This is a genomic window from Parafilimonas sp. (genome assembly GCF_051953455.1).
In the GTDB taxonomy this organism is placed as follows: Bacteria; Bacteroidota; Bacteroidia; order Chitinophagales; family Chitinophagaceae; genus Parafilimonas.
On record NZ_JBQCIT010000030.1, the window covers coordinates 25,396 to 47,726 of the forward strand.

The 22,331-nt window shown below is 38.7% G+C and carries 14 protein-coding genes; 1 reads left to right on the forward strand and 13 read right to left on the reverse strand.

Features of this window, described 5'->3' with window-relative positions; translation table 11 throughout:
* Positions 1-8: 8 nt before the first annotated feature.
* The 5 genes from ACTHN6_RS11560 to ACTHN6_RS11580 form a co-directional block, all read right to left on the reverse strand.
* Positions 9-794: a sensor histidine kinase gene (locus ACTHN6_RS11560; RefSeq protein WP_440435917.1), complete on the reverse strand. Its 786-nt coding sequence runs from the start codon at positions 792-794 to the stop codon at positions 9-11.
* Entirely contained in the window at positions 773-1,093 is a 321-nt protein-coding gene (locus tag ACTHN6_RS11565) for a hypothetical protein (RefSeq protein ID WP_440435918.1), read from the reverse strand. Before ACTHN6_RS11565 ends, ACTHN6_RS11560 begins: the two co-directional genes overlap by 22 nt.
* Before the next feature lie 253 nt (positions 1,094-1,346).
* On the reverse strand, positions 1,347-1,883 hold the full coding sequence (locus ACTHN6_RS11570) for a hypothetical protein (protein ID WP_440435919.1): 537 nt from the start codon (positions 1,881-1,883) through the stop codon (positions 1,347-1,349).
* 189 nt (positions 1,884-2,072) lie between these two features.
* Positions 2,073-2,804, reverse strand: a complete 732-nt coding sequence (locus ACTHN6_RS11575) for a tRNA1(Val) (adenine(37)-N6)-methyltransferase (RefSeq protein WP_440435920.1) — start codon at positions 2,802-2,804, stop codon at positions 2,073-2,075.
* Complete coding sequence (locus ACTHN6_RS11580) at positions 2,794-3,291, reverse strand: VOC family protein (protein WP_440435921.1); 498 nt, start codon at positions 3,289-3,291, stop codon at positions 2,794-2,796. Before ACTHN6_RS11580 ends, ACTHN6_RS11575 begins: the two co-directional genes overlap by 11 nt.
* Before the next feature lie 124 nt (positions 3,292-3,415).
* Here ACTHN6_RS11580 and tkt point away from each other — a divergent pair, with 124 nt between their 5' ends.
* On the forward strand, positions 3,416-5,410 hold the full coding sequence (gene tkt / locus ACTHN6_RS11585; RefSeq protein WP_440435922.1) for a transketolase: 1,995 nt from the start codon (positions 3,416-3,418) through the stop codon (positions 5,408-5,410).
* Between the two features lie 76 nt (positions 5,411-5,486).
* On the opposite strand, the gene ACTHN6_RS11590 is transcribed toward tkt, so the two are convergent.
* The 8 genes from ACTHN6_RS11590 to ACTHN6_RS11625 form a co-directional block, all read right to left on the reverse strand.
* Positions 5,487-6,686 (reverse strand): right-handed parallel beta-helix repeat-containing protein, encoded by a 1,200-nt coding sequence (locus ACTHN6_RS11590; RefSeq protein ID WP_440435923.1) that lies wholly within the window; start codon positions 6,684-6,686, stop codon positions 5,487-5,489.
* A gap of 129 nt (positions 6,687-6,815) precedes the next feature.
* Complete coding sequence (locus ACTHN6_RS11595; protein WP_440435924.1) at positions 6,816-7,961, reverse strand: acyltransferase family protein; 1,146 nt, start codon at positions 7,959-7,961, stop codon at positions 6,816-6,818.
* The gene (locus tag ACTHN6_RS11600; RefSeq protein WP_440435925.1) at positions 7,954-9,162 is read right to left on the reverse strand and encodes an acyltransferase family protein; all 1,209 of its coding nucleotides are present in this window, start codon (positions 9,160-9,162) and stop codon (positions 7,954-7,956) included. Before ACTHN6_RS11600 ends, ACTHN6_RS11595 begins: the two co-directional genes overlap by 8 nt.
* Positions 9,155-10,768 (reverse strand): hypothetical protein, encoded by a 1,614-nt coding sequence (locus tag ACTHN6_RS11605; RefSeq protein ID WP_440435926.1) that lies wholly within the window; start codon positions 10,766-10,768, stop codon positions 9,155-9,157. The genes ACTHN6_RS11600 and ACTHN6_RS11605 overlap by 8 nt, the downstream gene beginning before the upstream one ends.
* Before the next feature lie 7 nt (positions 10,769-10,775).
* A complete protein-coding gene (locus ACTHN6_RS11610) occupies positions 10,776-11,576 on the reverse strand; it encodes a TolC family protein (RefSeq protein WP_440435927.1) in 801 nt (266 codons plus the stop codon).
* A 51-nt stretch (positions 11,577-11,627) separates the two neighbouring features.
* Positions 11,628-13,172, reverse strand: a complete 1,545-nt coding sequence (locus ACTHN6_RS11615; RefSeq protein WP_440435928.1) for an O-antigen ligase family protein — start codon at positions 13,170-13,172, stop codon at positions 11,628-11,630.
* A gap of 128 nt (positions 13,173-13,300) precedes the next feature.
* Positions 13,301-15,490, reverse strand: a complete 2,190-nt coding sequence (locus tag ACTHN6_RS11620) for a GumC family protein (RefSeq protein WP_440435929.1) — start codon at positions 15,488-15,490, stop codon at positions 13,301-13,303.
* Positions 15,491-15,506: 16 nt separating this feature from the next.
* Positions 15,507-22,232: a fibronectin type III domain-containing protein gene (locus tag ACTHN6_RS11625; RefSeq protein ID WP_440435930.1), complete on the reverse strand. Its 6,726-nt coding sequence runs from the start codon at positions 22,230-22,232 to the stop codon at positions 15,507-15,509.
* Between the last annotated feature and the right edge of the window lie 99 nt (positions 22,233-22,331).

The following is a 22,331-nucleotide window of genomic DNA, read 5'->3' on the forward strand; positions in this document are numbered from 1 at the left end:
TAAATTGTTTAATTGGAAAGATTATATTCAACAGGCAGGCTTATATAAATAGACGTTCCTTTATTGGGAACAGATTGCCATTGTATATTTCCACCCAGTAATTGAACCCGGTGCTCCATGTTACGCAAGCCAAGGCTTTCCTTCCTGGCTGATTCCACATCAAAGCCGGCGCCATCATCCTGTATGGTCAATTCAAAACGGTTGTCTGTATTTTTTATTTCTATGTTGATGTGTTGTGGCGATGCATGCCTTATACTATTCTGCAAAGCTTCCTGCACCACACGAAAAAGCATTACCTGTGCTTCCGCTCCCAACGGCAGTTTTTGATATTCGGTTTGAAAAGATACCAGTATGTTACGTGCTGCATTAATGCGTTGCTTTTCAGCCTGCAGGTTATCAATCAAATTAAACTGGTGCAGCCATTCGCTGTTTAAAGACTTGGATAAGGAACGCAAATCCTGTATGGCTTTGGCAATGGTTTGTTCTGCCGTTGTTATAGCATCAGGAACAGTTGGTAACTCTTTTGAACCAATCGTTAATAATAATTTGGCACTGCTGAGCAATTGCCCCACATTATCGTGCAATTCCTGGCTTATTTGATGAAAAGAGTGTTCCTGAGTTTCGAGCTGGGATTGAAGGAGTTGTTGTTTAAATTGGGTTTCGAGCAACAATTTTTCTTCTATTATTTTTTTCTTTTTATTAGAATAATAAAGAAGAACAAGAATTACCACTACTCCGAAAAAGATGAGTACGATTATTATTGCAAGAATTACTAAGACGGCGCCTGTTTGCATAATAGGAATGCGTAACTATATCCTGAATATAAAATTACATTTAAGATTGGCATTATTTGCCTGTAAGCATTTTTATCGGCAATCTGAATTTTATTTGCTTCAATATATTGCTGCAAGCCCAGGATTACCAAAGTGCCGAGACTAAAAACCAGGATGGATGCATTTATCCATAAATACGGATGTTTTAAAAAATCAACCGGCTTTTCATCTATTAAAAAACGTTTTATTAAAACGAAAACGCTGAATACAATATTTATCAGCATAATCAGTATCAGCGAATAAGTGTTAAATAGGTTCATTCCTTGAAAGAAATAAAAATTTATCAGAATAAATAACATCAAAAGGCTACTAATAATAATAAAAATGTTCTTCTGTATGCCGGCAGGCAAAATCATATTATAAAACAATAGTGATTGTAATGGAGTTGAAAAGACAAGGTATAAATTAAAGATCAGGTAATTTACCTGTTGAAGTTGTTTAAAGGCAAAGCCGCAAACTTCTATAATGCATGCAATGTAAATAAGAAAAATGAAAGGAGCCAGATGATAAGCGTTAAGCCTTTTGAAGTAAAGAATTGCTATCAAAAGGCTTAATATTTGAAAATAAATGTAAAAATCTAAATGCATAAAGATTATGGGTAGAGACCGCCGAGATTAAAAGCAGGAATCTTTTCTGATGTTTTATTTTTAGTATATAGAGTCTTTTACCACCTTTAAATGGAACTAAGAAAATAGTTAATCTTCCAATTTTATCTTCATCAAAATCGCCTTCTTCTTCATCCGTAAAGTCTTCAGTATATCTTCCAAATACTACCTTTATCTCATCAGCATTATCAAAAACTTTATAGGGTTCGTCGGCTAACCAAATTCCTAAAAGATTATCAGTGAATGAAACACTAAACGTAAGCCCTTTCAAAGGAGTGTCAATCCCTAACTTAATTAAAAAGTCTTTAAAAGCAAGTTTCCCTTTACGGAGATTTTTGTCTTTGATCACATGCCCATTTTCATCCTTTAAAGAATTTTGATTTGATTTAAAAAATTTTTTGAATGAATCGCCAATATCTTTTGACGATTTTTGAAATTTTGCCATAAATGAATTTTTAGATTTTAAATAAAAAACATGCTTATAAAAGTTCGCTTTCTTCAACTATTATTAAACCGTGTTTTATACTAGCAGGCAGGGGATTTTTCCCAATCTTATATTAACTTTCATTTGCCAACGCCGGTTAATTGCAGAAAGATTTTGATAAGAAATTGTAAGTATTTAATCAATTCTTAATCATCGCAAAAACAAATAATAATCTTGAAGTAATTCTATGAATTTGTCCTCGTACCTCCCATCTCCATCCATTACAACCATATCTGAAGTAACAGTAGCACTCTCTTCTTTTTCCAACAAAAACATGCTTCTGAAAAATTGGTGTTTTGGAGTTTGCTTTACAAAAACAATTTCTTTAATCGAAAGATGGTCACGGATCAATTGGCTCAGTTGTTCGGTACGATTATAGGGTATTAAGATAAATAATTTTCCATCATCTTTCAACAATTCGCTGGAAATTTTTATCAATTCTTCCAGCTTTAATTCTGCACTGTGTAACGCCAGGTTTCTTTTGGCATCACCACTCTTTAAATCATTTTCATAAAAAGGCGGGTTGGAAATAATGATGTCGTATTGATGTTTGGCGGCTGTTGCAAATTGCTGTATGGAAGCGTTATAAACCTCAATTTCTCTTCTCCATGGCGAAGCTTCAACATTTTCTTTTGCCTGCTGCGAAGCGTCTTCATCAATTTCAACGGCATCAACTATTACATCGGGTAATTGCTGGGCGAGCATTAAAGACAACAAGCCTGTTCCGCAGCCTATATCTAACGCTTTTTGAATTTTATTTTTTGAATTTTGAATCCTTTCAGCAGCCCAAGCGCCAAATAAACAGGCATCGGTACAAACCTTCATGGCGCATTTATCCTGGTAAACGGTAAACTGCTTAAACTTAAAATAATTATTGGGCATTGTCAGTCAATTCTCCCAGCAAGGAATCCAGGTCAAGCTCTTTGGTGTACATGTGCAATTCTCCATTTGCATCAAAAGGCCATAATTCCCGCGGCTTATCCCAATATAATTCAACGCCGTTTTCGTCGGGGTCGTTCAGGTATAAGGCTTCCGAAACACCATGATCGGCAAAGCCAGTATAAGGATATTTTGCATCCAGCAAACGTTTAAATATAACGGCAAGGTCTTTTCTTGTTGGGTATAAAATGGCTGTGTGAAACAGCCCCGCTGAATGTACCGGCGCCGGTTGGGCATTTTTGCTGTACCATGTATTCAATCCGATATGGTGATGATAGCCGCCGGCGGAAAGAAATACAGCCTGCGTGCCAAACCTGTCCATAATTTCAAAACCCAGCAAATCTCTATAAAAAGATAATGCACGGTCTAAATCGGCCACCTTTAAATGTACATGGCCAATCCTTGTATGAGGAGGAACAATGTAGTCCATTACCAAATTTTAGCGAAAATTAGTGAAACATCAGCAGAATATGTATTCTCTAAAAATAATTGTCACCTAAACAATTATTTTTTCTTTAATTAATTTTTATCTTGCCCCTCCTAAAAATAAAAGAATGAACGCTGATCTTACCAAATTATCGATTGACACTGTACGGCTGCTTGCCGCAGATGCGGTGCAAAAAGCAAATTCCGGCCATCCGGGAACACCAATGGCAACCGCACCTATGGGCTACGTGCTTTGGACAAAAGCTATGAACTATAATGCCAAGAATCCTGAATGGGCTAACCGCGACAGGTTTATCTTGTCGGCTGGCCATGCCTGCATGTTGCAATATGCTTACCTGTACTTAACCGGCTATGATCTTACGCTGGATGACTTAAAAAATTTCAGGCAACTACACAGTAAAACGGCAGGCCATCCCGAATATGGTTTATTACCCGGTATTGAAATCACCACCGGTCCTTTAGGCCAGGGCTTTGCCAATGGTGTTGGTATGGCGATAGCACAAAAATATCTCGCTGCCCGCTATAACAAAGAAGGCTTTCATCTTTTCGATTATAATATTTATGCCATTTGCAGTGATGGTGATTTAATGGAAGGCGTAAGCGCAGAAGCCGCTTCTATTGCAGGCCATTTAAAACTGGGTAATATTATTTACCTCTACGATAATAACCATATTTCAATAGAAGGTGATACTTCGCTTGCTTTTGATGAAGACGTGGCAAAACGTTTCGAAGCTTATGGCTGGCATACGCAATCTGTTGCAGATGGCAATGATGTAGAAGGCATAGCAGCTGCTATTGAAGCAGCAAAGAAAGTAACAGATAAGCCTTCCCTCATTTTAGTGAGGACACATATTGCTTACGGCGCTCCCAATGCCGTTGATACAGCAGAATCTCATGGCGCTCCTTTGGGAAAAGAAGAACTGGCTCTAACAAAAAAGAACCTGGGTTTCGATCCCGAACAATCTTTTGTGGTAGCCGATGAAGTGCTTGGCTTCTATCGCAAAGCCGGTTCTAAAGGTGCAGACACCGAAAAGAAGTGGAATGAATTATTTGCAGCTTACAAAGAAAAATATCCTGAACTGGCAGCGGAGTACGAACTTTTCAGCAACGGTAAATTACCGGAAGGCTGGAAAGAAAAGCTGCCTGTCTTTGGCCCTGATGATGCAATGGCAACACGCCAGGCATCCGGTAAAACCATTAATGCCATTGCCGATTTCTTTCCTTTGATGATTGGCGGCGCTGCCGATCTTGCCCCTTCAACCAATACACTCATTAAAAATGCCAGCTCTTTTGAAGCCGGCAATTATGGTGGCAAAAACTTTCACTTTGGCATTCGTGAACACGCTATGGGCGCTATCTTAAATGGGATGGCGGTTACCAAAGGCTTTACGCCTTATGGTGCAACGTTTTTAATTTTCAGTGAATATATGCGCCCGCCCATTCGCCTGGCAGCTATTATGCAATTAAAACCCATTTACGTTTACACACATGATAGCATTGGCCTGGGTGAAGATGGCACAACGCATCAGCCGGTTGAGCAATTGGCATCTTTACGCTCTATTCCAAATATAACGGTGATGCGTCCCGGCGATCCAAATGAAACAGCGCAAGCATGGCGTGTTGCGCTGGAGCATATCGGCGGCCCGGTTGCTATTATTCTTTCAAGGCAAAAATTGCCTTCATTGGATCAAAGCAAATATGCAAAGGCTTCTAACCTGGAAAAAGGTGCATATGTTTTATCCGATGCTGAAAATGCACAGCTTATATTAATAGCAACGGGTAGTGAGGTTTCATTGGCTGTAAAAGCGCAAGCTGCGTTAAAAGAAGAAGGCATTGCAGCAAAAGTGGTGAGTATGCCTTCATGGGAATTATTTGAAAAACAGGATGCGGCTTACAAAGAAACGGTATTTCCAAAGTCTTTAAGGAAACGTATTGCAATTGAAGCGGGTTCTCCCATGGGCTGGCATAAATATGTTACTGATGAAGGTGATGTAGTAGGTATTTCAAAATTCGGTGAATCTGCACCGGGTGATGTAGTAATGAGAGAATATGGCTTTACGGTTGAGAACGTTGTAAAGAAAGCAAAAGAATTATTGAAGTAACTGGAGATATATTGTATAAAAAGACCGGGTTGTTACAAGAAATAACAACCCGGTTTTATTTTATATCAGATTAGACTTACTTACTAGCTCTCCATTTAATATTTGGGTCTACTGCTATTGTAGCCGCCCCATTACTATATATCGCATTATTAGTTGTGTAAGTTGGATAAGTTCTGTAAACACGCACACCAACATCAGTATTGGTGCCAATCGTATTACTATATACCGTAAATGTTGTATTTGTTGTAGGATCTGTATAACGTGTGTCAATCATGATGCTTGCCATTCCATTTGCTTTATGACCTGACAAAACCCCCGTGTTGGATATTTTATTATTTCTGATGGTAAGCGGGCCGGCCCCCAGAGAAGATATGCCCATCGTAAAGGTATTGCTGATTGTATTGTCATGCACGTTGGCTGTAGTGTAACCTCCTAAGCTTATACCGGAACCCTGACCATTCGTATTATACTCAAAACCACAATTGGAAATAGTATTATTATAGATTTCATTAGTACCTTCGGATGCACAGGATAATTGTATGCCACTTCTGTAGGTATTATTGATAGTCATAGCATACACTTTAATATTACCTAAACGCAGGGGTTTTGGGTAGATAGTCTTTCCATTACATGTAATCGCTCTTTTGCCGTTAGGATCTGTACTGCCTAAATACATACCCTCCTGGTTACAGGATTGAATGCGACCATTGCAAATGCTTATATTTTTAATCACCCAATTCGGATATTGCAAGCTATCTGCACAGGAAGCCTCCTGTTTTACCCAATATCCATAGGTTTTGTTGTAAATATCTACTCTTGCTATTTGGATATTTGAAGAACGGCCCTGGATGGTAATGCCAACACCACTATTTATAGCGGATGAGATACGGAATCCATATTTATCTTTTGTCCCGTTACCTACAACCTTTATAAACCGGCAGTTTGTTAAAGAAAAACCAGAAGATAATTGAACCTGACCTCCTTGATTTATGATAACTACTTTTTTGTCCGCTGTACCATAAACATTTTCCAGCGTACAATAACTCCATTTTCCGGTTAAAACGAAAGTATCTCCGGGCGAATAGGAGAAATTTTTACCGTTAATATACAACCCCAGATCCCCGCCCTGCTTTAGCAAAATTCGCTTGGGCTTTGCCGTTGCGTTGGATTGTTCTGAAGATTGAATTGGATCTGAAGATGTAACCGGGCTTTCCCCCGTTTTTGTACATGCATACCACGTACTTACTGCTAATAGCAGAAATAACAATTTTCTCATTCTTAATGAATTTTAAGGCTTTTTGAATTTGTAGAAAAAAATTTACAAGCGATGGGCCATCAAAAAACATTCCCGAATAGAGGTAAGTATTACCTTAACATTATTTTACAAAAACAAACGTTTGTTTAATTAACCGGTCGTAATTGCAGTTTTTGGAGAAATGACCGTATTTTTTGGAAGGGAGCTTTCTGCCAGTCTTCTGTTCTTTTTATAAGTAAATAAAAACCAGGCAAACTTATTATAGATAAAAAGATTATAAATTATAATCGATGCTATACAGCCTGCAGTAATACAGGAGATAAGTATAATATATACGTTATGAATGTTGAAAACGTGCACCAGAAGCGTTCTCGTAAAAGCGGCTATCATAACATGCATCACATATATATAAAGTGAATGATAACCTAATATTCTTAACCATGACATTACATTTAATTTTTGCAGCATGAATGAAAACGCAAGCATCGTAAAACAACCCGTAAATGCAATTACCAAAAATTCGGCCCGCATGGTTACAGTTGTGAGGTAATACATGTCGTGGTTTAAATAAAATGATTGGGCAAGAATAAAAAAGGGAATAGCAACTAATAATGTAAGGGGGTTTTTAAAAAAGCTTTGAATCTTTTCATGAAAAAACAACTGCGATATTGTATCGCCCACGGCAAAGAAAATATAGAATTCCATCCAGTCTGAAATCATGCTTACGCTTTGCATATAAGGCGATAAAAAATAAAATCCCAAAGCAATAAGTAACAATAACCACCATTTTTGCGTCACATATTTTTTTATAAGGATATATACAACAGCAGCATTAAACAGTGCAGGCAAATACCAAAACTGATCTAAATTCCTCGGCTGATAAAATATGTACGTATAGTCGATAAGACCCCGGTTTGAATTTGTAAACCCGGATGAAAAAATCTGCAAGGTTATTTGTATGATCACCCATATAAAATAGGGATACAGCAACGTTTCAAACTTATTCTCAATGTATTGTTTTACGGTCCTTTTTCTCAGGCTCAAGCTTGCAAAAATACCTGAAAGCATAAAAAATAAGGGCATGCGGAAGCTGTAAAAAACCAGGTTCGCCTGTTCAAGATAGGGTGGTATATATTCGCCGCTGCCTTCAATGCCAAGTAAGGAATGCCTGTAAACAACTAAAACAATAGCAATGCCTTTAAGATAGTCAACCCAAGGCAGCCTGCTTTTTTGCAGGGCAGGGAGATTAAACGCTTTTGATACCCAGCTTTGTTTTTGTACCTGGTTATTATTCATTGGAAGCTGGTTTTAAAAAAGGAAGTTCTGAAGCAGGTGGCTGTGCAACCTGAATATTTGCTTTTTTTGTTTTCTTCTTTGTAAAAAGGGTGTCTTTAAGTTTAAGAAACCTGGATTCGTAAACCCTGAAACTTAAACTTGCAACGAGGTAAACAGTTATAACATATGGAATAAAAACAATTACCTTCAGAGCAAGATTATCTGTTGTAAAAATCCGCTTGCATACATATTCGAGAATGGCCCAGTGAAAAAGATACATACCATAAGATACCTTGCCAACATTAACCATCCAGTTAGTTTCAAGTAGTTTTCTTATAGAAGCGAATATTTTATTACTGTTATAACTAATCAATGCAAGAATAAACGAGGCAAATAAAAAATTAAGCACTGTGTAATGCCAAACGTGCTGGTATAAATGTGTCTGACCAGAATTATATCCCAAATCATTAAAAAAATATTTACCGGAATCTGTATTAGCGAAGTTGATAATGCCCGCAATAATTGCAATAACAAGTGCACCCGTAAAAATACGTTGCGGCTTTTTTATCTTTTTATCCAATGACAAAACCGGGATCAATCCACCCATAAAAAATGCATCCAGGTGGCTCAGCGTATTCCAGTAAACAATATCGGCAACAACAGGCTCCGTCATGCCTTTTGCTGTGTAATATTCACCCAGTAAAAATCTTGTAACAGGCGAAACAAAGATTACCGCAACCATTAAAGTTTTAATAAACCGCTGCGGACATAAAAAAATGATCAATGGAAAAAACAAATAAAACTGCTCCTCAACTGAAAGGGACCATAAATGCGTAAACAGCGGGTTGCCCTGCCACCCAGGCAACGATCGTGTGTAATTGAATGTATAAGTAAATAAATAAGATGCATATTCAGAATAATAGGAAGGAAAATGAAAGAGCAGGTATGTAAACGTTATAAACAGCAGGTACCCAAAGTATAAAGGGAAAATACGCAGTGAACGCCTTACCCAGAACTTCTTAAATTTAAAGGAAAGTGTTGATTCAGTATTTTGTTTTTCCTTCCACAAAATACCAGTGATTAAAAAACCGGAAAGCACAAAAAACAATTGTACGCCAAGCCATCCAAAGTGCGTTATTTCGGCATGAAAACTCATAACCAGAATAATAGCAATAGCCCGCAAGCCATCCAAACTTTTAATATACCCTGAATTGTTATTCATTATAATACTCAACCGTTACATCTGCCGGTAATAAAGATTGATATGTTGTTAAATTCCTTATCAAAGTCTCATCACTTCCGGGTTTAATGGCATAAAAAGAAACAGTAGCGTCGCCACAAATAACATTGTTCTCAATTTGCCAGGTAGCCACTTTTTTCCATGTATGCAGCAAAGCGTCGTCAAACCAGCTATCGTATACAATGGCAAATTCCACTTTATTCTTTTCCACAATTTCATTTAAAAACGCCGGCGTGTCATGGCCGTCTTTTTTTGCTTTCGCCACATCCATATTAGCCAGTCCCCAAAGGTCAATTATGGTTGACTGGTTAAAAAAGGAAACGGCGCCAATATCATTCACGGCTATTGTATCAGTATTATAAAACTTCTTTATAAAATCGCCCATTTGATATTGTTGTTCATAGATATTCTTACATGCCTGCGCCGCTTTGGAATAGGCTGCCGCGCTTCTTAATATCAAAGGAAAAAAAAGAAAGAAAAAGATGAATGCGAATACCGGTAAAAGCGCTTTATTTTCTCGCCACCGTAATTGTTTTGTGTATTTAATCAGCAATATGGAAACGATAACCACCGCACACATAACCAGGTAAGCTTCATAACGGTAGAACCAACCGGTTTTTGCAAAAGCCAGTTGCAGCACAGTGCATATAGTAATGAATAAAATAATTAAAGAATACGCAGATTTATTTTTCAACTGTTTCCTGAAAAGTAAATAAGCGCAAGGAAGAATCAATAAAAGTCTTTGTGTGGCCAATGCAGTAATACCCGTTTTGGCAAGCGTTAATTTTTCAATTAATATATTACTTAAATAACCAGAGAAACCACTGTTTGATAATTCAACCGGGCTTGTCTTAAGCAAAACGGAATTAGGCAGGAAATAACTGCCTTTTAACACTGAAATAAAACCAAAGACAGCCAACGGCAATATGGAAACAAAGCCAAGCAAAAATGCCGGGATGACTTTCCTGTAATATAACAGCGAGCAACAGGCAATGGCTATTATAAACAATCCTTCATACCGTATGGAACAAATAATCATCCCATATATAAACAAACTTTTGGGTATAGGCCTTTCCCTCGTTTTTGTCCATTCAGAAAAATTAAAGATAAAGAGGAAGGAGAAGAGGCATTGTATGGTATGTTCCATGCCGCTTATAATAAGTATGGGCAGCGGCGTAAAAAATATTACAAGCAATAAAATCAACAACTGCCATATAAATTCTATATCTTCTTTTTGCAACCTGCGCTGAATAACGAAAATTAAAATAACTGCTGCAACAAGGTTTACAATAAAAGGAATTAAAGTATTTACAGAAAACAGTTTAAACAAAGCGCTTAATAACACCGTGTATAAAATGGAAGAAGATGCAGATTGAAATGTTTCCGGCGAAATGCCCCAGTTATTATACAGCGCCAGGTTTTTAGCTATTACCATATGAATATAGGTATCATCAAGGGGGTAAATAAGCTTACCACCCGTTAACCTTAAAACCTGCATTTCAATTAAGGCAAGCGGAAGAATTAATGCAATTAGCGCTGTAATTAATACTATTGTTTTTTGCGTGATACCGGATTTATTCTGTTGCACTATTAATCTATTTTAAGGCATCCTCCAGGCTCATCCCAATTAATCTTTCCAGTTCTACTTTTAAAAGATCCTGCTGAAGCTGCAGGTCAATGCCCTTTACAATCTCGTCATTATATTTTTTTGAAGCCTCATTATACAGTTCTAAAGTTGTAGTTCCTTCTTTAAACTTTTGTTCCGTTTGCATAAAACTTATCTGCTCATCATCAATAACTTGGTTTTGAATAATCAGCAATTTTTCATTTGCCTTATATTGTTTATAATCTTTCAGTACTTCAGCTTTTAACGATTTAGCCAATTCCTGCTGCTGCCCCTTGGCAATTGTTTGCGATTGTCTTGTTATTTTTATATCAGTTCCATTACCCACAATCATACCTATTGGAATAGTTACACCGAAAAAATATTTTGGATATACATAAGCTGTAGTGCTGCTATTAGCCTTGTTTGCAAAAGATTGATCATTATAAGAGGTAGATAAACTCAATAAGTTAAGCCAGTTGCTTCTTTGCTTTTTTAACTGGTATTCCAGTATTTTATTCTGCGCTTCTGTTTGCTTATACTGTGGTTGAGCCAACGCAAGCCGCACAAGTTTATTTTCAATTGCAGTATCATCGGCTACTCCTCTGCCCAAGAGTTTTTGCATTGAAGCCGAATGCGAAATATTATCCTGCGGCACAGTATCAATAATGGCTTCCTGCATTGTGCCGGATGAAAATTGATTATCTGAAGGGCCTTGTGCATAAGCGCCTACGAGGCTGCTGAGGCAAATAACAAGCATTATAAATGCCGGGGCTGTTTTAGTCTTTGTCATTTTAATTTTGATTTTTAGTTTTTCACCAATGCGGCGTGCGCTGCACCGGTTTTAGGTATATTTAAGTTCTGGATTTTCTCTTTTTTGCGTGTTAACTGAATCTTCTTCGCTCTTTCTAAAATCTTTCAGCTTAAGAGTTAAAGCAATTATTGGATAATATACCACAGTATCGGTAATCTGTCCAATGGCATCCTGTGCAAAATCAGCAATATAAAATGAAAATAAAAATGCACAGGAAGCTGCATATAATACTTTAGCATCCGCATCATCCGTATCAAAATAGCCGCGAATACAATTTTTTAAAACAACAAAATACAAAACACAAATGAAGATCAGGCCAATCCATCCTGTTTCCAAAGCTTTTTTAAGATAACCACTATCCGGAGGAAATCCTGCCAGGTAATGTGATGGATTAAAGCGCAAGCCACCGGCGCCGGTTGTGCACAATCCGCCTCCAATGGGATGGGAATAAATGTAAGGCTGAATAAACGCCCTGTTCGTTTCCCTCACTTTATAAGAATCATCATTGGTACTATTGAAAGTAGTTCTAAAGCGGTTAACCGTAGCATTACCATAAAAAGGGCCATACATTAAAGCAACAAAACCCAATACAGCAAATACTGTAAATATCTGCGTGCTCTTTTTATTGATCGTTAGCAGCATAAACATTACCAATCCCGCAGCTGCCATTGCATTCGCAGTTCTTGTACCTGAATATGCCATTCCTAAAAACATGAGTATAACACCTGCGAGTATAGTTAATTTAACAGGTAATCTTTTTTCATTCACGGCTATTATTAAATAGAAAATTCCGCAGGATGCCATCATTATGCCATAAGCAGTAGGATCGGACATGGTGGAGAATTTGCGAAAATCACCAGCAATAAAGATCAACCCAAAACGGTTATCATCGGCCATTGCCCATGCCCTTTCATAATCAAATAAACCATGCCATTGCTGAATGCAGCCATATAAGCCGGTGATTGTGCAAACAATAAATAAACCCGTTAAAAATTTCCGCACACTTTCATAACTGTCAAAGGCTTTATAGGCAATAAAAAGAAAAACTAATGTGCCCAGCGATTTTCTTATCGTTTGGAACCACCCGTCGAACGAACGGGCGTAAGGGTTGAACAATTCAATCATCAGGTAAAAAAACAAGGCGAGGATAGCAATAACAACAGGCGTGTGCACAAATTCATCCACTGTTTTTTTAAGATGTACCCGCTTTACAAAAAAACTGAATAACGTGGCAAGCATCAATATATCCGATGCTACACCCGTTGGAAATTCATCATTAAAAAAGAAACGTGAAAAAGCAAAGGCAAAATAAGAATAAATAAGATTGATGAACAGACCGGTTAATGTATCTAACATGCAGGCAAGTACAACAGCCACACCACATATTAACCCCGCAATACCAATGCCTAAAGTTGTTTGAGCGGCAAAAAGATATCCGAGCGCTATTGCAAAAAAAGCAATAAGGATATAGCCAATAATGTTGTTCAGTTTTTGCTCAATAAAAATCTTATGCAAAAACCTGCCAATTTTAAGCGATAATGAATCCTTAAACCGTTCTATATCAGAAAAAGCCATGCTAAAAGAATAATATTTTCAGGAAAATATAAACCAGTATGGCGGCGGCTGCCAGTGTTACTATTTTTTCGTGAAGCGATACTTTTCTCCTGGTCATGATCATAGGAATTAAATTATAAAATAATTGATCAGGCGTCGTTCAGGGTTTCTAACTGAACCATATTTAAAACAGAGCCGCAGAATTTACCGTTTAAGTTTTTGAAAAATTTTATTGACTCCTTATCAATTTGCTTAATGGCCTGCCTTGCAGAAAAGATAGCTACAATGCCATCAACATATTGAGTTAGTTCTTTACTGTCTGAAAAATCATTAAGCGGCGGGCCTTCAAGAAAAATATAATCATACACCGATGTTAATTTCTGCAAATGCTGCAACAGGTTTTTTGCAGGCAACACTTCTGAAGGTGTATAATCTCCGCCACTGCAGCCAATTACATAAATCATTCCTGTACGCACATCTACAGAAGCATTTTGAATTTCTTCAATTAACTTATCATCTGCATCATCCGCAATAATTTTTTCCAAAACGGGCGTACCATTTAGCTGAACAGTAAGATCATTATTGCAAAAGTTGGTATCAATAATCAATACTTTCTTTTTACTCAGGCTTAAGCTGTAAGATAAGGCCTGGATTAAAGTTGTTTTACCCTGTCCTTTTTTTGTGCTGGTAAAAAGGAAAATCTTTTTGCCGCTGTTCTCCACTTCATACCTGAACTTCCTAAGCGATTCCCTGAATTTATTTTCGCGGTTTTTTTCCAGCTTATCTATGGTTGATGATGTATTGGCAACAACCTGCGCTATGTCTTTATTTTTAAGATTGGTAAAATTTATAAGGGCTAACAACTTAAGGTTTACAATGCGGGAAAATATAGTGGGCGTTTTTACAGACGCATCAAGGTATGTAAGAAACACTATAATTAAAATTGAACAAACCATTACAGCCATACCGGCCATACCCACAATGAGAAGACGCTTTGATGGCTCCGGTTCAATTGCGGGCTGACCAACCAGTATTTGGTGAAAATTATTTACAGCCGCATTACTCTGATCTACGGCAGTATTATATTTCTGCAAAAGGTCCAGGTATTCCTTATCAGAAAGATCTGCATCCTTTGATAAGCTCTGGGCCTGAGCACTCCTGCTTGCGGCGCTGCTAACACTGCCCTTCAATTGGTTAATTTTACCCTGAAGCGAAGCTATATGCAATTTTGCCGCTTCAATGCTCACTTCCAAATCACTTTTTCTTTGCAGTAAAGTAGATTTATCAAGCAATGATGAACCGCCGCCTGTTGCGGCACCTACAGATTTTATCTTATTCTGATATTGCGCTTTTAAATCATTGTACCTGTTCAATGCATCCTGGTCTGTAGAGCCGCTATTCAGGTATTGCTGGTTGGCAGCATTCATCTGATTGCGCAGTTTAAGCACTTCACTGTTATCAACGGTTGCCGCCGGGCCGCCGGCATTGCCAAGTTGTTTGTTAACGCTTCTTAAGGATATCTGGCTTGTGGTTAGCTTATCCTGCTCTTCGTCAAGTGTTTGCTGCAGGCTGCTTATTAAATCAAAACTGCTTTTATTGGCATCATCCACATTCATCAACCCGGTTGAAGCAATTTTCTGATTAGCTTCCATCCGGTCCTGCCTTTTCCTTTCCAGCAAACTCTGTAATGTGTCTATAGATTCTGAAGTTCGTTCGGTGCGGATAAATTTATAATAACGAACAAAGTCTTTATAAACATTATTAACAACAAACGCCGAAAGCTCGGGGTTTTCAGACCGGTAATCTATCTGAATATAATCTGTTCTTTCAAGCCTGTAAACATTCAGGTTGCTGGCCAGTGAACCATAATCATAACCGTATAACCGCAAAAACTCAATCAGTTTTTTCTCTTCTGGTTTATAAGATGTAAGCACGCTCATGGAGTTGAGTTTTCCATTGAAAACTTCCTTTGCGTGATTTATATCTACAGCTTTATAAACATCAGACTGCTTTTGTTCATTGCTTAAATTTCTGAAAGCCTGTGATGGATTTTCAAGATCATGAAGAATAACACTATACGACAACAGGCTCATAACCGTTGGCGAAGTAAATGTTACAATTGCATTATTGAATTTCGTATCAGCCTCAAAGAAATTATTTTCTCCGTTCACGCTTACAACATCATTGGTAGTAAAGCCCGTTGATACCTGCGCAATAGAACGATACTCCGATGGCTGGTCTTTGGTAAAATACCAGGCTATGAATGCGGCCAGAATAGCAGAACCTACTATTATCCATTTTCTCTTCAACAAAACCCTTAGCAGGTAAACGAAATCCATACAAGTTTTTTAATAGTTAATGCTGTTTCGTTATTCTTATTGTTTCACTGGTTTTTGTATTAAGCGCTGTAAGTTTAACCATGTATATGCCGGAAGAAAGGCCATTACGGGGCTTAATCGTAACCGAGTTATTTCCTTTAAGCAGGTTTAAGAAACGATTTTTATATAAAAGTTTACCGCTTACATCGTAAATCTCAACTTCCACATTATCTTTTGCCGGTAAATTAAACGACAGTGTAAAATTACTGATGAACGGATTAGGATAAGCGGTTAAGTTGTCAAAGCCGCTTTTTAATTCGTTAACGCTAACATCAGTTATTTTTTTAGCGCTTGCCGAAGCAATTGCTGATTGCTGTTGCGGTAATGAAGAAGGCAGCGCTGGCACAGGGTCGCTGTAAGCCTGAGCTATCATCGCTCCTATTAAACCAAATTGTGATGTTGATGTGCCCGGCGCAATGGTAATATTAATTTCACCATTTTCATCAGGCCTTATACCATAAGCAGTAACCGTACCCTGTGTGTTCAAGGATGTATTTAACAACACCGTTTTTCCATTTGCAGTATAAGCAACATTTACATCGCCCCATGCCCTTGAGCTTGCAAAGAATGTAAGATCATAGTTCATGTTAAGATTAAGGTTGCTTAGTTTGAGATAAGCCACCTGGCCGGGGAATAATCCATAGCTCTGTGCGAGAACCTTATCCGGGAATACACCGGAGTTGTTGCCCGTTACATTACCATCACCATATAATCCTGCGAAAGAATTCAATTCCGTCATAGTCATGCTTGAAGGATTATTTGCCTCATCTGTAAAATTAGACCAAACATAACCCTTTTGCGGAGGTACAGCGGTATTATACCATGGCGATGGAGCCAGGCTGTCCTGCGTAAAGTTTACATAAATGGCATAGGCTAAAGTATAAGCAACAGCAACATTTGAGAAAGCTGATTTATCTGCATTCTTCGCAGCCCTGACTATATAGTAATAAGTCTTGTTCTGCACTAAATTCTGATCTGTATAAGTTGAAGTATTGGCAGAAACAGTGTTTATTAATTTGTATGTTCCGTTGCTGCTGTCTGCTCTCCATACTTCAAAACCGGTTTCATCAAAAGACTTGTCAATCCAGCGTAAACTTACCGATGTGCGTTTATTGGCTGTAACAATTAATCCTGAAGGATTAATCAATGTGGCCGGACTATCATAAGCCTGGATAATAAGCGAGCTGAGGAATGCATAATCAGCACCAGCGGCTTTTGCCACAGAAATTGTAACCTCCCCGCTGCTATTGGGCGCAATACCATTAATCTGGACTGTTTTATTAATGTTATACGTTGCATTAAGTGTTACGGTTTGACCGTTAATGGTAAAGTTGGTTGTTCCGTTCAGGCCATCATCATGGCTGTTAAAGAATATAAAGCTGTATAATTTACTTGTTGACAAACCTGATATCCTTATTGTTCTTGCCGTTGTTGAACTTTCAAATTCACCTGTGCGCATTACAACATCAGGATAGATGCCTTTATTATTGCCTGGCCTCATGCCGGATGCAACAACGCCTTCAAAGCCATTCACCAATGTAACCGTAATGGAAGTTGAATTATTATCCGCATCTTTTATATTATTAAATACAGTTCCTGAAGAGGGCCACCCGGTTAAATTATTCCAGGGTTTATCAGCAAGGCTTCCTTCAGAGAAGTTTAGATAAACAGAACTGGTGTTATCAGTAACTGTAATATTAAAGCTTGTTGTGCTTGCTGAATCGCTGTTATCTTTTGCTGTAACGGTTATACCCTGGTAGAAACCGATGGTTCCTGTTGGAGGGTTTACCTGGAATGAACCTGTTCCATTGCCATTATCTGTAAATGTTACAAAAGATGGTAACTGTGAAGCGGTTAAAGTAACATGATCTGATGCATCATCTTTGGCAATAACCTGCACGGTTTGCTGCGTGCCGTTCTTAATAATAATATTGCTGATAGCATTTAAAACCGGTGTTTTATTAACCGTAAGTATGCCGGCAATATTTGAATAACCGGAATTACCATAACTGTTTGATGCAAGTATTTTGTAATAATACTGCGTACCGCCTGTAGCTGAAGTATCCAGGTAGCTTGTTGCATTAGCAGCAACAGTATTAATTAAAACATAACCTGAGTTTTGTGCAGCAGAGCGGTAAATTTTGAAATTATCTTCATTATATGCAAGATCATTCCAGGATAATTGTACGCCGCTGCCTGTGCCATCAGCAATTAATGATGTTGGCGTAATTGGTGCAGTACCATCATCCAAAATTGAATTAATAACCAAGGCATTGATATAACCAACCGGTGTATTGGCATCTCCTTTAGCCATAGTAAACGTAATTATTCCGTCTGCATTCGCTTTCAAACCACCGATTGAAACAGTTTGTTGCGTATTACCCTGCACATATTGAGAAACCGTTTGGTTGCCAATTGTAAAGGTTGTTGTGCCATTATCCGCAGCGCCTGGCCATGAACTGGCAGCGAGGAAAGTAAAGGTGTATTTTAATGCTGTATCAAGGCCTGTTACCTGAACATCAACTGTTTCAGGCCCACCGAAAATTCCAAAATAATAGTAATCCTTCAACACCGCATCCGGGTAAACACCAGAATTATTACCCGTTTCAGGACCACCATTGCTGGTTGCATACCAACCTGTTTGCATGTTCAGGCCAACAGTTGTAGTATTACCATTTGCATCTTTTAAATTATTCGTGGCAACACCTGTTATATTATTCCATGGCGTACCGATATTATCAACATCTTTAAACCTTGCATAAATCGTTTTGTTCGGATCTTTATCGGTTACTGCTATATTAAATGATCTTGTAGCAAAGCCGCCATTGCCATCGCTGGCTTTCACATTAACCGTATAAGCACCGGCCGCAGCATAAGTTGGATGCAACTGCAGCTGTGCATTTAATTTATCCACCGCAACTATCGTGAAATTATCCGGCGCGCCGGTTACAGTCCAGCTTAAAGAGTCGCCGGCATTCTGGTCATGGCCATTTAAGTCAATTGTAAGGTTGCCGTTTTCAGCAACAGCATAATCCGGTATTGAATCAACTGACGGGTCGTAATTATCATTAACAGTGAAAATAAAATCGGTAGTGTCTTTTCCGCCATTTCTATCATTTACTACAATTTTAAAATTATTATACGCGCCTTGCTGAGTGGCCTTCGGTTTTAATGTAAGAATTATAGCATCCCTTCCATCAACAACTCTGGTTACAAAAGCCGGCTTATTTATAAATGAAAAGGCTAACGAATCATTGTCAATATCTACAGCAGATACCGGTATTGTAGTAGTAATACCATAACGCACACTTCTGCTTTCTATTTCATTCAAAACCGGCGGGTTATTCGTTGTCTTTTTAAACACAACTGCCGATTGGGAGGCAGCATCGCCAACACCTACTGTATATATTTTGTAATAGTATGTTGTATGGGCAAACAGTGAAGAATCATTGTAGCCAATAGTGTTTGCAGGCAATGTACTGCGCAATTTAAAATTCAGGCTGTCGTTCATAGACCTGTAAACTTTATAAGCAACCTCGTTTGTTGCATTATCTTTCCAGGTAAGCGCAATTACAGAAGAAGATTTTACAACTGCCTTTACATTGGTTGCTACTGCAGGCGCCCCGGGAAGATTTGCCGTGGTTGCAGATGCAGGCTGAATCGTAAACGCTGCGTCCGGAATTGTAGTTTTGGTAATCGTTGGCCCCTGGTAAGAAGCCTGCAATACATAATCCCCTCCCTTCTGGAAGAAAGTAATATAAATTGGATATACCCCGGCATTTAAACTAACGGTGCCGGAACGCTCGGTGGCGCTTTGCAAATAATCATTGTTTACAACCTGGTGGGCAGCATCAAAACCGCCAACATATAATTTACTTCCATCATCAGATTTGGTATAGAAGGTATATTGACCCGTTACCGGTATGTCGATATACCCGTTAAACTTAATCGCATAATTGGTAGTACTTGTTGCAACAGATAAGGTAACATTATTTACCGTTCCGGTTTTTGACGGTGTGAGGCTATTGAAATCCGGCAAATTGTTCCATTCACCGGAATAGTAAGCATATTGCAAACCACCACCAAAAGATGATCCCGCATTATTAATGGAATTTACTTTATAATAATAAGTAGTAGCTGCATCTAATGCAGAATCGGTATAAGAAGTAACGTTGGCGCCAGCTGTTTTCACAATCTGGTAAGGCCCGGATTGATTGGTTGCCCTGTATATTTCAAAACCCGTTTCATTATTGCTGTTATCAGCCCATGAAACTTGTATCCTTGTATAATCAAGTGCTGTAGCCGTAATATTCGTTGGCATAGCCGGAACGGAGCCTGCAGAGCCGCTGTTATCTGTAAAATAGTTATCAGTTATAAGATGGCGGTTATTATCACCATATAAGGCACTGCATGTCCAGTAAACCTGCATTACTTCACCGCCGCCCTGTTCAAAGAAAGCCGCAGAAATTGGGTAAATACCGGGCTGCAGCGTTACTGTACCGCTGGCATATTGCGGACCATGCAAACCATCATTATTTACCAGCGGTGTTGCGCTGGCATTATAAGCTCCTAACCACAATTTACTGCCATCATCTGAATATGTTTCAAACTTATAAGTTCCGGCAACCGGCACTTTTATATAACCTTGCCAAACGAGGCCAAACTGGTCGCCCCTGTTTTTTACAGAAAGGTCGAAGTTGGTGCTTATTCCTGTTTTAACAGGCGTAAGTGTATTAAAATCCGGCAGTACAGACCATGAGCCTTCATAATATTTATAATTAAGACCCTGTAAAGAAGCAAATGCACTTACCTGGTTGCTTTGGGTTGAATAGTTTCCGCTTATATCTCTTGCCTTAACATAAAAAACATATTGTTTCCCGTTATCGAGGCCATTAGCAGTAATAGTAGTTTTATCTGTAGTATAGGTTTTTACACCATCCACAAAAATATCATACCTGCTTATTCCAACATTATCAGTTGCTGCATCCCAGGCAATAGACACCGATGTGCTTGTAACTGAAACTACGTGCAGGTTTGCCGGGGCAGAAGGTGGAACATTGTCGGTTAAAGTGGTTGCACTGGTTTCATTTGATAAACCTGAGGCGGCATTATTATTTATAGCACGCACAACATAATAGTAAGTTGTATTGGGCAATGCTGCTGAATCTGTAAATGTAACAACATCAGCTGGCACACTTCCTATATAATTATAGGAATTGCCCGGTTTTGTTGAACGGTAAATTTCAAAAGCGGTTTCATTATAAGTTTGATTAGGTTTATCAGACCAGTCTAACTGCACTTTCGTATTTGATAAGGTTAAAGCAGTAAGGCTGGTTGCCGCATCGGGCCCGTTTGTGCCATTTGCATTTACTACTTTATAGGGAGCAGAGTAAACGCTGGCGCACCCATACAATTCACCAACAGATACGGCGTAGCTGCCGGGTTGGGTTACGTTTAATACATTTTGATTGCCGATAGAGGTAGCAGGATCACTTGTGAGCACCCATTTATAACTTACATAATTATCCGGAACCTGAAGATTTACGTAATTTCTTCCATCAGGAGCAGGAATAGCAGGGCTGCTTAAATTTTCTGCAGTAATCGTTGGAGGAACAGTAGGTGTTTTGGTTTTTATCACCACCGGCGTATGCGACCAGTCAGACCATATAGAACCCCTTCTTACACGGGCATCATAAGTGCCTGTGCTTGTAACAGATATAGAGTTTGAGGTGGCCCCGTTTATAACATTATTATCTTTACGCCATTGATATTCATCAAAACCGGGTGGCAACCCTATTGTTACATTTATATTATCCCCGGGGCAAAACTCTGTTCTCCCCGTCAAAGGCCAGGGATTAGATCCATAAGCCCTTAATAAAAAGGGATAAAAATCAGGTTCAGTCCAAAGCCTGTCCCAAACACCGTGGCCGAGATCCGGGTATTCAGTATAGGTAAAATCTCCGCCTGCAGCAATAAAAGCATCACGCACCTGCTGTGCTGTAGAAGGCGCCGGCGAACCATCTTTACCACCCTGAACAAGCCATATAGGTGTGTATTTAGCCTGGTTTACATTGCTGTTATCCTTATATCCGATTGAAACAGATGACATTGGTACGGCTGAGGCGATATACGTGAGATGATTGAACATCATTTCCCAGGTAGCCTGACCACCGGCAGATAAGCCATTATCGCTTATACGGAAAGGGTCCAGCTTATTATTAGCCACCATATAATCAATAATTTCTGTAATGTACTGGTATTGGCCCGCACCCCAGAAACCCTGGCTTTGCATGCAAAGTATGTAGCCGTCAAACGTGCCGTTATTTACTGCTGCAGCAAAATCATCGCCGCCATGGTACAGTTGATATTCATTATCATAAATACTCCCAGTTTCTCCTAAACCATGAAAAAACACCAGCATAGGATATTTTTTCCCGTCATTAGCTGTGGGATTATAGGTTTTGGGGAATTTTAAACGGAATGCGCATCCTTTATATATATATGCCTTATAAGCATCAGTATTCCATCCAAGCCGTTTTGTTCTTACCCACTTCCCTATCTGGCCCCATGTTGGCTGGGCAGGCGGGCTGCTTTGATTGTAAGTAATAACAGGGTCGGCAGGATCTAAAACTGATTGGGCAGAAACGCAGTTAGAACTGATTAAAATAATCAGGAGAATTAGAAATGAGTAAAACTTTCGCATATTTAGCTTTTGTGGCACGGTGATTAAAAATTTTTTAAAATTAAATACATGCGGATGAATGCTGGAGCTGAATTGGTAAAACATCAAATTTTGTTCGTA